The 13,757-nt window shown below is 64.4% G+C and carries 16 protein-coding genes; 13 read left to right on the top strand and 3 right to left on the bottom strand.

All coding sequences use genetic code 11. The features are described from left to right. Positions 1–8 precede the first annotated feature (8 nt). The 4 genes from G6N43_RS20000 to G6N43_RS20015 are packed head-to-tail and all read left to right on the top strand — an operon-like array spanning position 9 to position 3,196. Entirely contained in the window at positions 9–737 is a 729-nt protein-coding gene (locus G6N43_RS20000; protein WP_083156233.1) for an amino acid ABC transporter ATP-binding protein, read from the top strand. A gap of 17 nt (positions 738–754) precedes the next feature. Beyond that, positions 755–1,567: a glutamate ABC transporter substrate-binding protein gene (locus G6N43_RS20005; RefSeq protein WP_083156231.1), complete on the top strand. Its 813-nt coding sequence runs from the start codon at positions 755–757 to the stop codon at positions 1,565–1,567. Between the two features lie 29 nt (positions 1,568–1,596). After that, positions 1,597–2,277: an amino acid ABC transporter permease gene (locus G6N43_RS20010; protein ID WP_083156229.1), complete on the top strand. Its 681-nt coding sequence runs from the start codon at positions 1,597–1,599 to the stop codon at positions 2,275–2,277. Between the two features lie 28 nt (positions 2,278–2,305). Next, positions 2,306–3,196 (top strand): amino acid ABC transporter permease, encoded by an 891-nt coding sequence (locus G6N43_RS20015; protein WP_083156227.1) that lies wholly within the window; start codon positions 2,306–2,308, stop codon positions 3,194–3,196. Between the two features lie 7 nt (positions 3,197–3,203). Here the strand turns inward: G6N43_RS20015 and G6N43_RS20020 are convergent, their stop codons facing one another. Genes G6N43_RS20020 through recA form a run of 3 tightly spaced genes read right to left on the bottom strand, consistent with a single transcriptional unit; the run spans position 3,204 to position 5,639 of the window. After that, on the bottom strand, positions 3,204–4,028 hold the full coding sequence (locus G6N43_RS20020) for an LLM class F420-dependent oxidoreductase (protein ID WP_083156225.1): 825 nt from the start codon (positions 4,026–4,028) through the stop codon (positions 3,204–3,206). A gap of 38 nt (positions 4,029–4,066) precedes the next feature. Beyond that, positions 4,067–4,621 carry a recombination regulator RecX gene (recX, locus tag G6N43_RS20025; RefSeq protein ID WP_083156223.1) on the bottom strand — a complete coding sequence of 185 codons (555 nt, stop codon included), beginning with the start codon at positions 4,619–4,621 and terminating at the stop codon, positions 4,067–4,069. Next, entirely contained in the window at positions 4,587–5,639 is a 1,053-nt protein-coding gene (recA, locus tag G6N43_RS20030) for a recombinase RecA (RefSeq protein ID WP_083156221.1), read from the bottom strand. The genes recX and recA overlap by 35 nt, the downstream gene beginning before the upstream one ends. A 267-nt stretch (positions 5,640–5,906) precedes the next feature. Here recA and G6N43_RS20035 point away from each other — a divergent pair, with 267 nt between their 5' ends. The 9 genes from G6N43_RS20035 (at position 5,907) to G6N43_RS31100 (ending at position 13,744) form a co-directional block, all read left to right on the top strand. Next, the gene (locus tag G6N43_RS20035) at positions 5,907–6,236 is read left to right on the top strand and encodes a hydrogenase maturation nickel metallochaperone HypA/HybF (protein WP_083156219.1); all 330 of its coding nucleotides are present in this window, start codon (positions 5,907–5,909) and stop codon (positions 6,234–6,236) included. Positions 6,237–6,238: 2 nt separating this feature from the next. After that, the gene (hypB, locus tag G6N43_RS20040) at positions 6,239–7,006 is read left to right on the top strand and encodes a hydrogenase nickel incorporation protein HypB (RefSeq protein WP_083156217.1); all 768 of its coding nucleotides are present in this window, start codon (positions 6,239–6,241) and stop codon (positions 7,004–7,006) included. 112 nt (positions 7,007–7,118) lie between these two features. Continuing rightward, positions 7,119–8,174: an NADH-quinone oxidoreductase subunit B family protein gene (locus G6N43_RS20045; RefSeq protein WP_083156215.1), complete on the top strand. Its 1,056-nt coding sequence runs from the start codon at positions 7,119–7,121 to the stop codon at positions 8,172–8,174. A gap of 30 nt (positions 8,175–8,204) precedes the next feature. Further along, positions 8,205–10,001 carry a nickel-dependent hydrogenase large subunit gene (locus tag G6N43_RS20050; RefSeq protein ID WP_083156213.1) on the top strand — a complete coding sequence of 599 codons (1,797 nt, stop codon included), beginning with the start codon at positions 8,205–8,207 and terminating at the stop codon, positions 9,999–10,001. A 3-nt stretch (positions 10,002–10,004) separates the two neighbouring features. Then, entirely contained in the window at positions 10,005–10,946 is a 942-nt protein-coding gene (locus G6N43_RS20055) for a NifU family protein (RefSeq protein ID WP_083156211.1), read from the top strand. Continuing rightward, the gene (locus G6N43_RS20060; protein WP_083156209.1) at positions 10,946–11,596 is read left to right on the top strand and encodes a DUF5947 family protein; all 651 of its coding nucleotides are present in this window, start codon (positions 10,946–10,948) and stop codon (positions 11,594–11,596) included. The genes G6N43_RS20055 and G6N43_RS20060 overlap by 1 nt, the downstream gene beginning before the upstream one ends. Further along, positions 11,593–12,240: a DUF6084 family protein gene (locus G6N43_RS20065; protein ID WP_083156207.1), complete on the top strand. Its 648-nt coding sequence runs from the start codon at positions 11,593–11,595 to the stop codon at positions 12,238–12,240. Before G6N43_RS20060 ends, G6N43_RS20065 begins: the two co-directional genes overlap by 4 nt. Beyond that, positions 12,237–13,625, top strand: coding sequence for a hypothetical protein (locus tag G6N43_RS20070; RefSeq protein WP_083156205.1), 1,389 nt, complete (start codon positions 12,237–12,239; stop codon positions 13,623–13,625). Before G6N43_RS20065 ends, G6N43_RS20070 begins: the two co-directional genes overlap by 4 nt. Then, positions 13,625–13,744: a DUF6893 family small protein gene (locus G6N43_RS31100; protein WP_407664807.1), complete on the top strand. Its 120-nt coding sequence runs from the start codon at positions 13,625–13,627 to the stop codon at positions 13,742–13,744. The genes G6N43_RS20070 and G6N43_RS31100 overlap by 1 nt, the downstream gene beginning before the upstream one ends. Positions 13,745–13,757: the final 13 nt, after the last annotated feature.

The raw sequence follows: 13,757 nt of genomic DNA on the forward strand, positions 1-13,757 counted from the left end.
CCGTACCGATGGTCTCGATGGAGGGTGTCAACAAGCACTTCGGCAGTCTTCATGTCCTCAAGGACATCAACCTGAAGGTGGACCGTGGGCAGGTCATCGTCGTGCTGGGTCCGTCCGGGTCGGGAAAGTCGACGCTGTGCCGCACCATCAATCGTCTGGAGACCATCGATTCGGGCACGATCGCGATTGACGGTGAGGTGCTGCCCGCCGAGGGCAAGAAGCTGGCACAGCTGCGATCCGACGTCGGGATGGTCTTCCAATCGTTCAACCTGTTCGCGCACAAGACAATCCTCGAGAACGTGACGCTGGCGCCGATGAAGGTGCGCAAGGTGTCCAAGGAGAAGGCCCGCGAGACGGCGATGTCATTGCTGGAGCGGGTCGGGGTCGCAAATCAGGCCGACAAGTACCCGGCGCAACTGTCGGGCGGTCAACAGCAGCGGGTGGCGATCGCGCGCTCGCTGGCGATGAACCCCAAGGTGATGCTGTTCGACGAGCCCACCAGCGCGCTGGACCCCGAGATGATCAACGAGGTCCTCAATGTCATGACTTCGCTCGCGAAGGACGGCATGACGATGGTGGTCGTCACCCACGAAATGGGTTTCGCGCGTGGGGCGGCCAACCGCGTTGTGTTCATGGCCGACGGAGCGATCGTCGAATCCGCCGAACCCACCGAGTTCTTCACCAACCCACAGACCGACCGTGCCAAGGACTTTCTCTCCAAGATTCTCAAGCACTGATTCGAAAGGAACGACCTATGAAATCCATTTCGAAGCGCGTCTTTGGTGCGATAGCGCTTGCTGTCGCACTCCCTTTGGCGGCGACGGCATGCGGCGGTGGCGACAGCGGTGACACGATCGTCATCGGAACGAAGTTCGACCAGCCCGGCCTCGGACTGAAGAATCCCGACGGCACCATGAGCGGCTTCGACGTGGACGTCGCGAAATTCGTCGCCAAGGAACTCGGCTACAGCGAAGACAAGATCGAGTGGAAGGAAGCACCGTCGGCGCAGCGCGAGACACTCATCCAGAACGGCCAGGTGAAGTTCATCGTGGCGACGTACTCGATCACCGACTCCCGCAAGGAGAAGGTGTCGTTCGCCGGGCCGTATCTGATCACCGGCCAGAGCCTGCTGGTGCGCGAGGACAACACCGACATCACCGGCGAGGCCTCGCTGCAGAACAACAAGAAACTGTGTTCGGTGTCGGGTTCGACTCCGGCGCAACGCATCAAGGACAAGTACCCCGGCGTGCAGCTGCAGCAGTACGACACCTACTCAGCATGCATCGAGGCCCTCAAGAACGGCGCGGTCGACGCCGTCACCACCGATGAGGTCATCCTGGCCGGCTACGCCGCGCAGACACCCGGCGTCTTCAAGCTCGTCGGCGGGACGTTCTCCGAGGAGCGTTATGGCATCGGCCTGAAGAAGGGCGACACCGAGCTGCAGAAGAAGATCAACGACGCGCTCGAGAAGATGGAGAGCGAGGGCGCCTGGAAGAAGGCGTGGGACGAGAACCTCGGTCCGGCCGGTCTCCCGGCTCCTCAGCCGCCCAAGATCGACCCGGTCTAGACGGGCGAAATACCAAGGGAGCCCGAGCCGTGGAGGTCTTCACCGAGTACCGCGCCCAGATTTTCGAGGCGTTCTGGACCACGATCCAGTTGACGGTGTTCTCCGCTATCGGCGCCTTGATTCTCGGCACGTTGCTGGCGGCGATGCGGCTGTCGCCGGTGCCGATGTTGAACTGGCTGGGCACGACGTATGTCAACGTGGTCCGCAACACCCCGCTGACGCTGATCATCCTGTTCTGTTCGTTCGGGTTGTCGCAGACACTGGGGATCACGTTGGTCGACCGGAACTCGCCGACCTCCATCGAGGACAGCAACTTTCGGCTCGCCATTCTCGGATTCACCGTCTACACCGCGGCTTTCGTGTGTGAAACGGTACGGTCGGGCGTCAACACCGTGCCGCTGGGCCAAGCCGAGGCGGCCCGTTCCCTGGGCCTGACATTCGGGCAGAATCTGCGGATCGTCCTGCTACCGCAGGCGTTTCGCTCAGTGATCATTCCGCTGGGTTCGGTGCTGATCGCGTTGACGAAGAACACCACCATCGCCTCGGCGATCGGCGTGGCCGAAGCCGCACTGTTGATGAAGGAGATGATCGAGAACACCGCGGCATTGATGACCATCGGCCTCATCTTCGCGGCGGGATTCGTCATCCTCACGTTGCCGACGGGGCTGTTCTTCGGGTGGCTGGGCAAGCGAATGGCGGTGGCGCGGTGATGAGCGCTAGCGCGAAGAACGGGCAGCCATGAGTTCGGCATCGGTTCTCTTCGACGCACCCGGGCCCCGCGCGCGGGTGCGCAACCGGATCGTCACGGTGGTCACCTTGGTGGTCGTGCTGCTGGTGGCCTGGGTGGTGTACTCACGGCTGGAGGCAAAAGGACAGCTCACGGCGGCGAAGTGGGAGCCGTTCCTGACCGCGAACCTGTGGAAGACGTACATCCTTCCCGGCGTGGAGGGCACGCTGACGGCCGCCGCGGTCTCGATCGTGCTGGCGCTGGTGCTGGGATTCGGGCTGGGGGTGGGACGAATGTCCACGAACCCGGTGATCCGGTGGTCGGCCACCGTCTTCGTCGAGTTCTTCCGCGCGGTGCCCGTGCTGGTGATGATGATCTTCGCGTACTTCCTGTACGCGATGTACGACGTCTTCCCGTCCAAACACCTGGCGCTGGCGGGCGTCATCACCGGTCTGACGCTCTACAACGGCGCGGTCATCGCCGAGATCGTGCGGGCGGGCGTCAACGCGCTGCCGCGGGGACAGTCGGAGGCGGCGTCCGCATTGGGGCTGCGGTGGGGTCAGACGATGCGCTCGATCCTGCTGCCCCAGGCGGTCACGTCGATGCTGCCGGTGCTCATCTCGCAGCTCGTGGTCGTGCTCAAGGACACCGCGATCGGTTACCAGATCACCTTCCTGGAGATGGTTCGCCAGGGCACGCAGGTCGGTGCGGCATACGGGAACTACATCCCCGCGCTGATCGTGATCGCGGTCCTGATGATCGCCGTCAACTTCGGCCTCTCGCACTTCGCGACGTGGCTGGAGGCACGGCTGCGTCGGTCGCGGCGGGGCCCGGCGCCGATGCACGCCGATGAACCCGTCACGCAAGGCGCGTTCGGGGCCGGCGCCGGCGGCACCATCTAGATCGGGGCTAGATCAGGGCGGCGCACCGCTCCAACTGTTCAGCCGTGGGCGGCTGATAGAACGACAGCACCGCGTGTTCGCAGCCGACGTCCGCGAGCTCGGGCAGGTGGGCAAGTTGCTCCTCGAGGTGACCGTCCACGGCGGGCTGGATGAACAGCTGGACGGAACGTCGGATCTGGGCCGGATCGCGGCCGACCTCTGCGCATGCTTCGTCGAGCCGAGCGCTGGTCTTCGCCCACAGTGCGACATCTCCGTGACTCGGGACGTTCCATTCGTCGGCGTGACGGGCGATGACCCGCAGCATCTTCGGCTTCTCGCCGCCGACGATGATCGGCGGATGCGGCTTCTGCAGCGGCTTCGGATTGGCCAGCGCCTCCTGCAGCTGGTAATGGCGGCCTTCGAAGGTGACTGCGTCCTCGGTCCACAGCCGCCGGATGAGAGTGAGCGCCTCGTCGAGCATCTCCACGCGCACTCCCGCGCTTGGGAACTCGAGGCCGTAGCCGCGGTGCTCCTGTTCGTGCCAGCCGGCACCCAGGCCGAAATCCAGTCGCCCACCACTGATGTGGTCGACGGTCACCGCCATCTTCGCCAGCATCGCCGGGTTGCGATACGTGACGCCGGTGACCATGCAGCCGACCCGGGCACGAGACACCACGCTGGCCATGGCCGCCAACGATGTCCACCCTTCGTAGGTCGGATCCGACAAGTTCGCCAACCCGTAGAAATGGTCGTAATTCGCGACGGAGTGAAACCCGAGCTCGTCAGCCCTCGTCCAGAACTCGTGCAGCACCGGGTAGTCGAAGGTTGGGGCGATCTTGGCCGAAAGCAGCATCTGCGCAACCTACCTCGCACTGCCTGACTGATGTCGGCTCAGACCGATCGCCGTTCTCGTTCGCTCGCCAACGCCGTCTTCACGACATCGAACGCCATCGTCTGGCTGTAGCCGCGGCGGGCCAGCATCCCCACGAGTCGACGCGCCACTTTCGTGTCATCGTCGTCAGCGAGCTTTTCCCGTCGCAGCTTGTCACGAGCCAACTGTTCGGCGCGCTGCCGCTCCGCTCCCGCGTCGATGTCTGCCAACGTCGCGTCGATGACGTCGTCATTTACGCCCTTGTTCCGCAGCTCGACGGCTAACGCCCGCTTGCCTTTCCCCGCGTTCACCCGCCTAGAGCGGACCCACTGCTCCGCGAAGTCCTTATCGTTGACCAACCCCACGTGCGCCAGCCGGTCGAGAACTTTGGCGCTGACGTCGTCGGGGTAGCCCCGCTTGGCCAGCTGCGCCTCCAGTTCGGCGCGGGTGCGTGCCCTCGCGGTGAGCAGGCGCAGGCACAGGCTTTTCGCCTGCTCCTCGCGAGTGCGAGGATCCTGAGCCTGCTCCTCGCCGGCGTCGTCAGAAGTCGACGGGGGCGGGCAGGACTTCGTCATCGGACAAGTCAGCGGTCACCACGGCACCGATGCCGAGCTTTTCCTTGATCTTCTTCTCGATCTCGTTGGCCACATCGACGTTCTCCAGCAGGAAGTTGCGGGCGTTCTCCTTGCCCTGGCCCAACTGCTCACCCTCGTAGGTGAACCAGGACCCGGACTTGCGGATGAAGCCCTGCTCGACACCCATGTCGATGAGCGAGCCTTCCTTGCTGATGCCCTTGCCGTAGAGGATGTCGAACTCCGCCTGCTTGAACGGCGGCGACACCTTGTTCTTGACGACCTTCACCCTGGTGCGGTTGCCCACCGCGTCGGTGCCGTCCTTGAGGGTCTCGATTCGCCTGACGTCCAACCGGACCGAGGCGTAGAACTTCAAAGCCTTTCCGCCCGTTGTCGTTTCGGGAGAGCCGAACATCACTCCGATTTTCTCGCGGAGCTGGTTGATGAAGATCGCGGTGGTGCCCGAGTTGTTCAGGGCGCCAGTCATTTTCCGCAGCGCCTGGCTCATCAACCGGGCCTGCAGGCCGACGTGGCTGTCCCCCATCTCGCCCTCGATCTCGGCCCGCGGCACCAGTGCGGCCACCGAGTCGATGACCAGGATGTCGAGCGCGCCGGAGCGGATCAGCATGTCCGCGATCTCCAGCGCCTGCTCACCGGTGTCGGGCTGAGACACCAGCAGCGAGTCGGTGTCGACGCCCAGCTTCTGGGCGTAGTCCGGGTCCAGCGCGTGCTCGGCGTCGATGAACGCCGCGATGCCGCCCGCCGCCTGGGCGTTGGCGACCGCGTGCAGGGCGACGGTGGTCTTACCCGACGATTCCGGACCGTAGATCTCGATGACCCGCCCGCGCGGCAGGCCTCCGATCCCGAGCGCCACATCCAGGGCGATCGAACCGGTGGGGATGACGGAGATGGGCTGGCGGACCTCTTCGCCGAGGCGCATCACCGAGCCTTTACCGAAGCTCTTGTCGATCTGTGCGAGCGCCAGTTCGAGGGCTTTCTCGCGGTCAGGGGCCTGCGTCATGGGTGGTCTCCGTCCTCGTACATGATCGGTTCTCGATCGGTTGGCCGTGACGCTAGAGGTCGGTACCGACAAGTCGGCGTGACCAGCATCCCGCGCTGCCCCCACAGTAGACGAACACCTGTTCGATTCAAGCGGACACGCCGATGCTTCCCGACGAGCAGACGCGAACTCCCCCTCGCAACGGCGTGTCGAGGGGATTTCGCGTCTGCTCGCCGGAAAAAGGTCCCGGGCATATGGTGGGGTCATCCGGCCCAGATTGGGGCAGCCGTGCACGAGATGGCGTTGACGCAGAGTGTTGTCGATGCGGTGTGCGAACACGCCGCAGGCCGACGGGTGCACAGCGTGAAGCTCGAAGTCGGGGCACTGTGCGCAGTCGTCCCCGATGCGATGGCGTTCTGTTTCGAACTCGCGACCGAGGGCACCGTCGCCGCCGGCGCCAGCCTCGAGGTCGACATGCGCCCCGGCGAAGCGCGCTGCAACAGCTGCGGCGCCGGCTTCGAAGTGAACGACTTGATCTTGTTATGTCCTTGTGGCAGTGCAGATGTCGACGTGATCGCCGGCCGGGACCTGAAGATCCTCTCGATGGAGGTGAGCTGAGCATGTGCACAACATGTGGCTGCGGCGACGAGAGCGCGACCGTCAAGATGTCCGGGCACTCTCATGATCACCCCCATGACCATGACCACCCGCACACCGAGACCGTCACGCTCGAACAGCGGGTGCTCGCCAAGAACGACCAGCTGGCCGAGCAGAACCGACAGTGGCTGGCCGAGCGCGCGATCCTTGCGTTCAACATCACCAGTTCACCGGGCGCCGGCAAGACCACCCTGCTCGAGCGCACCATTCGCAGCCTCGGCTCGCATCGCGACGTCGCGGTGATCGAGGGTGACCAGGAAACGCTGCTCGACGCCGATCGGATCACCGCCGCCGGAGCACGGGCAGTGCAGGTCAATACCGGAGCGGGTTGCCATCTCGATGCCGAGATGGTCGCGCGCGCTCTGCACACTCTCGACCCCGCCAGCGGCTCGTTGCTCTTCATCGAAAATGTGGGAAACCTCGTCTGCCCGGCGCTGTTCGATCTCGGCGAGCACAACAAGATCGTCGTCATCTCGGTCACCGAAGGGACCGACAAGCCGCTGAAGTACCCGCACATGTTCGCCGCGGCGGGCCTGGTGCTCATCAACAAGACAGACCTGCTGCCGTATGTCGATTTCGACCTCGATCTCTGTGCGCGCCATGCACGTTCGGTCAATCCCGACGTCGAGATCGTCCCCGTTTCGGCCACCACCGGAGACGGGATGGATGTTTGGTACCGATGGATCGACGCGCGTGCATCCGACCTTCAGCCGGCTCCCGCAAAAGTGTGATTGACAACACACTTTGACGGGAGTAAACCCAGGTTTAGCGACGCGCAAGTGGGCCGAAGGGCGACTCCTGCGCCGCTAGGGACCCCACCCCGGGTCCCGGAAAGCCGCAAGCATGCCGACAGAAGCTGCCCAAAAAGCGGAACAAACCCTGATCCACGTTCTGTGGATCAACGCCGGACTCAGTTGTGACGGCGATTCCGTGGCATTGACAGGCGCCACCCAACCAACCATCGAGGAGATCGCGCTCGGAGCGCTTCCCGGTCTACCTCAAATCGCAGTGCACTGGCCGTTGATCGACTTCGAATGCGGACCGACGGGCGGCGCAGACGACTTCCTCGAATGGTTCTTCAAGGCCGACCGCGGCGAACTGGAACCGTTCGTGCTGGTCGTCGAGGGGTCCATCCCCAACGAGGACCTGCATCAGGAGGGATACTGGTGCGGGTTCGGCAACGACCCGTCGACCGACCAGCCGATCACCACCAGCGAGTGGCTCGACCGGCTGGCACCGAAGGCGACCGCGATCGTGGCCGTCGGTACGTGTGCGACGTACGGCGGAATCCACGCGATGGCAGGCAATCCGACCGGGGCGATGGGCGTACCGGACTACCTCGGCTGGGACTGGAAGAGCAAGGCCGGCATTCCCATCGTGTGCGTGCCCGGCTGCCCCATCCAGGGCGACAACCTATCCGAGACGTTGACTTACCTCCTGTACATGGCCACCGATCAGGCGCCGATGATTCCGCTGGACGACGCGCTGCGGCCACAATGGCTCTTCGGCCACACGGTGCACGAGGGGTGCGACCGTGCCGGCTACTACGAGCAGGGTGACTTCGCAACCGAGTACGGGTCACCGAAATGCATTGTGAAGCTGGGCTGTTGGGGCCCCGTGGTCAAGTGCAACGTGCCGAAGCGCGGCTGGATCAACGGCGTCGGCGGGTGCCCGAACGTCGGCGGCATCTGCATCGGATGCACGATGCCGGGCTTCCCTGACAAGTTCATGCCCTTCATGGACGAACCGCCTGGGGGAAAGATCTCGACTGCGGCCTCCGGCCTGTACGGCTCGGTGATTCGCAATCTGCGCCACATCACCGGCCAGACCGTCGACAAAGAGCCGCGGTGGCGGCATCGGGGCAAGGAACTGACGACAGGCGCGAAGCGCACCTGGTAGTTGCGCGACGCAGGCGAAAGGCAAAACTCAATGACAACCACAGTTCCCGGACCTCAGCACACCAGTAGGGACCCGAGCACGCTCGTCGAGATGTCGTGGGATCCGATCACCCGAATCGTCGGCAGTCTCGGCATCTACACCAAGATCGACTTCGAGAATCGCGAGGTCGTCGAGTGCCACAGCACATCGTCGATCTTCCGTGGCTACTCGATCTTCATGAAGGGCAAAGACCCTCGGGACGCGCACTTCATCACCAGCCGCATCTGTGGCATCTGCGGTGACAACCACGCCACGTGCTCGTGCTACACGCAGAACATGGCGTACGGCGTCAAGCCGCCACACCTCGGCGAATGGATCATGAACCTCGGCGAAGCCGCGGAATACATGTTCGACCACAACATCTTTCAGGAGAACCTGGTCGGCGTCGACTACTGCGAGAAGATGGTCTCCGAGACCAATCCCGGCGTGCTGACCAAGGCCGAGAACACCCTGGCGCCGAACTCGGATGCCCACGGTTACCGCACGGTCGCCGACATCATGCGCGCGCTGAACCCGTTCACGGGAGAGTTCTACCGTGAGGCCCTGGTCGTCAGCCGTTGGACGCGAGAGATGTTCTGCCTCATGGAGGGCAGGCATGTGCATCCGTCCACGCTGTACCCCGGTGGCGTCGGCACGGTGGCCACCATTCAGCTGATGACCGACTACATGAGCCGGCTGATGCGCTACGTCGAGTTCATGAAGAAGGTCGTGCCGATGCACGACGACCTGTTCGACTTCTTCTACGAAGCGCTGCCCGGCTACGAGCAGGTCGGGCTGCGTCGCACCCTGCTGGGGTGCTGGGGGTCGTTCCAGGATCCGGAGGTGTGCAACTTCGCGTACAAGGACATGGAACGCTGGGGTGACGCGATGTTCGTCACGCCGGGTGTCGTCGTCGACGGCAAGCTGGTCACCCACTCGCTGGTGGACATCAATCTCGGCATCCGAATCCTGTTGGGCAGTTCGTATTACGACGACTGGACCGATCAGGAGATGTTTGTCAAGACCGATCCGCTTGGCAATCCCGTCGATCGGCGCCATCCCTGGAATCAGCACACGAATCCCCGGCCGCAGAAGCGCGACATGGACGACAAGTACAGCTGGGTCATGTCGCCGCGTTGGTTCGACGGCAAGGATCACCTGGCGCTGGACACCGGCGGCGGTCCGCTGGCACGGTTGTGGGCCACCGCGTTGGCCGGGCTCGTCGACATCGGCTACGTGAAGTCGACCGGTGCCAGCGTGCAGATCAATCTGCCCAAAACCGCGCTCAAAGGACCGGTCGCGCTGGAATGGAAGATCCCGAAGCACGGCAGCAACACCATCGAGCGCAACCGGGCGCGGACCTACTTCCAGGCTTACGCGGCGGCGTGTGCGCTGCACTTCGCCGAGAAGGCCCTGGCGGAGATCAGGGCGGGGCGCACCAAGACGTGGGAGAAGTTCACTGTGCCCGACGAGGCCATCGGTTGCGGCTTCACCGAGGCGGTACGCGGTGTGCTCAGTCACCACATGGTGATTCGCGACGGCAAGATCGCGAACTACCATCCGTATCCGCCGACGCCGTGGAACGCCAACCCACGCGACAGCTACGGCACTCCGGGACCGTATGAGGATGCCGTGCAAGGTCAGCCGATCTTCGAGGAGAACGATCGGGACAACTTCAAGGGCATCGACATCATGCGCACGGTGCGCAGCTTCGATCCGTGCCTGCCGTGCGGGGTGCACATGTACCTCGGTGAGGGCAAGACGCTCGAGAAGCTGCACTCACCAACCCAATCCGTCACCGGGGAGTGACGTATGGCCTCGACTGGACACCACGACCCGGAGGCACTCGACGACGAAACACGGTGGCGTTCAGCAGGTGACCGGATTCAGACCCTGCTGGACGCCAGTGCGGGCAGCGGGACCGTCGTGCACGAGCGGACCCAACAACTCGCCGCCGAGCTGACGGACCTCTACGGCGCCGCCCTCACCCGGATCGTCACCATCACCGCCGAATCGGCACCGGAACTCGTCGATCGATTCGCGGCCGACGAACTCGTCGCCAGCCTGATGCTCGTCCACGGGCTCCACCCGCACGGCAGGGAGCGCAGGATCGAGGACGCCCTCGACAGCGTCCGGCCGTATCTCGGTTCCCATGGCGGCGACGTCGCCCTGCTCGACGTGGTCGACGGAGCCGACGGCCCCGTGGTGCGGCTGCGGTTCGCGGGCAGCTGTAAGAGCTGTCCGTCGTCGGCGGTGACACTCGAATTCGCCGTCGAAGACGCGGTGCGTGCGGCCGCACCCGAGATCACGGCGATCGAAGTCGTCACCGCAGAGGCCGCGAACTCGTCCGGCCTGATCTCGGTGGACTCGCTGATGAGCCGCGTACACACCAAGGGCACGCACAACGGCGCCTGGCAGCCGCTGCCCGAGATCGAGGATCTGCACCCAGGTGAGGTGGGCGGATTCCTCATCGCCGGAGTGCCGATCCTGGCGTGCCGGGTAGGCGACGAGCTGTACGCCTACCACGATCGGTGCGGCCAGTGCCACGACTCGATGGCGGGCGCTGCGTTGCACCGTCCGATGGGCGCACCCGTTGGACAGGCGGTTCTGCGTTGTCCACGCTGCCACGCACATTTCGACGTCGTGCACGCGGGCACCGGCGTGAACGGCACACATCTCGACCCGATCCCCCTGCTCCGCCGCGACGGAGTCCTGGCCGTCGCGGTGCACGCCGAGGCAACCGGGGTGATGTGATGGCCGGCGAAAGCGCTTTCGACGTTCTCACGCGAATACGCGCCAACAGGCCGCCCGTGCAGTCGGCGGGCGAGCGATGCGAGATGTGCGCCGAACCGATCACCGACGAGCATCAACACGTCGTCAATGTGGTTGCGCGCCAACTGATGTGCACGTGCCGCGCCTGCTATCTGCTGTTCACCGATCCGCACGCCAAGCTCCGCTATCGCGCGGTGCCGGACCGATATCTGACCTTCTCCGATTTCGCGTTGGACCGTCGAGCGTGGGAAGCGCTGCAGATCCCGGTCGGGTTGGCGTTCTTCTTCCACAACTCCGAGATGGACAAGACCGTCGCCTTCTATCCGGGCCCAGCCGGTGCCACCGAGTCCGAACTGAACCTCGACACGTGGAGCTCCATCAACGGCGCAGACAGCCGACTTGCGATGCTGGCCGACGACGTCGAGGCCCTACTGGTGCGCGTCCCCGACCGCGACCATGCAGATCCCGACCTACCCGCCGAGTGCTACCTGGTCCCCATCGACGCCTGCTACGAGTTCGTGGGCAGGCTGCGAATGTTGTGGCGGGGCTTCGACGGTGGCCACGAAGTCCGAGAGTTCGTCGACGAGTTCTTCGAGCGGATCAGGGAACGCAGCAAGGTGGCCTCGACGTGAACAGTCTGACGTTCACCATCGTCGACGTGGCCGCAGAACAGTTTTCGGTCACACCGCAACTGATCGCGCGCATAGCCGTAACGGCCGGCGACGACGAGCCGATTCAGGCGATCGCGCTGCGCTGCCAGATCCGCATCGAACCATTGCGGCGGCCGTACTCCGACGACGAGGCCGCGGGCCTGCTCGATCTGTTCGGGCCGCGCGAGCGGTGGGCGAGCACTCAACGCACCTTCCTGTGGCAGCACAGCACCGCGATGGTCCAAGGCTTCACCGGTGCCAGCGAGTTCTCGCTGCCACTGGAGTGCACCTACGACTTCGAGGTGACGGCGTCGAAGTATCTGCACGCCTTGCGCGACGGCGCCGCTCCACTGCTGTTTCTGTTCAGCGGAACGGTGTTCATGCCGGGCGAACGTGGTTTCTCGGTGCGCCAGGTGTCGTGGGAATGCGAAGCCCGCCATGACATGCCGGTGTCGGTGTGGAACGACCTCGTTCGGATCCACTACCCCAACACCGGGTGGGTGCGGCTCGGGCATGACACCGTGTCCGCGCTCGCCGCCTACAAGTCAAACCGCGGACTGCTCGACTTCGACGGTGCCGTCACCACATTGCTCGCCCAGGCCCCTGCGGCCGAGGAGGTCCGGTGAAACCCGGCTGGGAGCGAGCGCGCGCCGTCGCCGACGCGGTGCTCTACGAGGGTTACCTGCTCTACCCCTACCGCGCGACATCGGCCAAGAACCAATCCCGTTGGCAATTCGGGGTGGTCGGACCACCGGCCGCCTCGGATGTGGGCATCGGCGAGGACGACAGGCTGTCGGCGCAGTTCCTGGTCGACGGCGACAGCGCGTTGACACTCGTCGTGCGCTTTCTCCAGCTGCAGCACCGCAGCGCGGAACGCGATCTCGGCGGCGGAACCTTCGAACCGGTCGACGAACTGACCGGCGGCACCCAGACATGGGTCACCTGGGACGAAGCGGTCGAGCGTGAACTGTCGTATGGCCCCTTCGATCTCAACGACCTTGCACGGCCACGCAGTTTGCGGGTGGCGGCGGTCGAGGGAAGCGACGTCGAGCACGTCGACGTCGGCCGACTGGTCCGCAGCAGATCCGCCGTCAACGCCGAGCTGACCATCGCCGCGGAGCGCGACAGCGACCTCTACCGGATCAGCGTGACGGTTCGCAATACCGGCGCCGAAGCGGCCGACAAGGACGAAGCCATCGCCACGTCGTTGATCGGCACCCACATCATCGCCGAAGTGGTTGGCGGGGAGTTCATCTCACTGCTGGAGCCGCCGGAATCCGCTGTGGACGCGGTGTCGCGTCTCGAGCAGCACCGCTGCTTCCCGGTGCTCGCAGGGCAGCCGGGTGAACATGACCTGTTGCTGATCTCGCCGATCATCCTCTACGACCACCCGGAAATCGCCGAGCAGAGCGAGGGCGCCCTCTACGACGCCACCGAGATCGACGAGATCCTCACGCTGCGCATCATGACGATGACCGACGAGGAGAAGGCGCAGGCGCGGGCCACCGACCCGCTGGCGGCAGCGATCATCGACCGGTGCGATTCGATGACACCGGAAGCACTTGCGCAGTTGCACGGCATCCTGCGTGACCCCCACAGCTCAGAAATGGGACCCGACCCGAGACTCGACGCATTGGACGAGCAGATGAGGTCGGCCGGCCTGATCCCGGATGTCCCGGAAGGCGTCGATTGGTGGGATCCGGTCGCCGACAGCGCCGTTCGACCCGATGTCGATGCCGTGCTGGTCAACGGTGTGCGCGTCTCGGCGGGATGCCGAGTTCTGCTGCGCCCGTCTCGCCGCGCCGATGCGCAGGACATCTTTTTCGCGGGCAGGAGCGCCCGAGTCATCTCCGTCCATGAGGACGTCGACGGTCAGCAGTACGTGGGCGTCATCGTCGAGGACGATCCGGACGTCGAGATGCCCGACTCATACGGCCGGTACCTGTACTTCATGCCGGACGAAGTCGAACCGATCGAAAGCAGAGTGGTCAGCCCAGATAGGAGTTCATGATGGAAGCAATTGGTTGGGTCGCAACAGGTGTCATCGCCGTGGTGATCATCGGCGGAGTGGTGATCGGACTCCGCTCCATCCCCGATGTGCGGCGGTACATGAAGATGCGCAACATGTAGGTTGGGTTCGCCA

Source organism: Mycolicibacterium moriokaense (genome assembly GCF_010726085.1).
Classification (GTDB): Bacteria; Actinomycetota; Actinomycetes; order Mycobacteriales; family Mycobacteriaceae; genus Mycobacterium; species Mycobacterium moriokaense.

Bases quoted from the DNA above. Each gene is read 5' to 3' on its own strand.
- G6N43_RS20060 (WP_083156209.1), top strand. From the start codon at position 10,946: ATGGCCGGCGAAAGCGCTTTCGACGTTCTCACGCGAATACGCGCCAAC.
- G6N43_RS20005 (WP_083156231.1), top strand. From the start codon at position 755: ATGAAATCCATTTCGAAGCGCGTCTTTGGTGCGATAGCGCTTGCTGTC.
- G6N43_RS20015 (WP_083156227.1), top strand. From the start codon at position 2,306: ATGAGTTCGGCATCGGTTCTCTTCGACGCACCCGGGCCCCGCGCGCGG.
- G6N43_RS20055 (WP_083156211.1), top strand. From the start codon at position 10,005: ATGGCCTCGACTGGACACCACGACCCGGAGGCACTCGACGACGAAACA.
- hypB (WP_083156217.1), top strand. From the start codon at position 6,239: ATGTGCACAACATGTGGCTGCGGCGACGAGAGCGCGACCGTCAAGATG.
- G6N43_RS20050 (WP_083156213.1), top strand. From the start codon at position 8,205: ATGACAACCACAGTTCCCGGACCTCAGCACACCAGTAGGGACCCGAGC.
- recA (WP_083156221.1), bottom strand. From the start codon at position 5,639: ATGACGCAGGCCCCTGACCGCGAGAAAGCCCTCGAACTGGCGCTCGCA.
- G6N43_RS20020 (WP_083156225.1), bottom strand. From the start codon at position 4,028: ATGCTGCTTTCGGCCAAGATCGCCCCAACCTTCGACTACCCGGTGCTG.
- G6N43_RS31100 (WP_407664807.1), top strand. From the start codon at position 13,625: ATGGAAGCAATTGGTTGGGTCGCAACAGGTGTCATCGCCGTGGTGATC.
- recX (WP_083156223.1), bottom strand. From the start codon at position 4,621: ATGACGAAGTCCTGCCCGCCCCCGTCGACTTCTGACGACGCCGGCGAG.
- G6N43_RS20000 (WP_083156233.1), top strand. From the start codon at position 9: ATGGTCTCGATGGAGGGTGTCAACAAGCACTTCGGCAGTCTTCATGTC.
- G6N43_RS20045 (WP_083156215.1), top strand. From the start codon at position 7,119: ATGCCGACAGAAGCTGCCCAAAAAGCGGAACAAACCCTGATCCACGTT.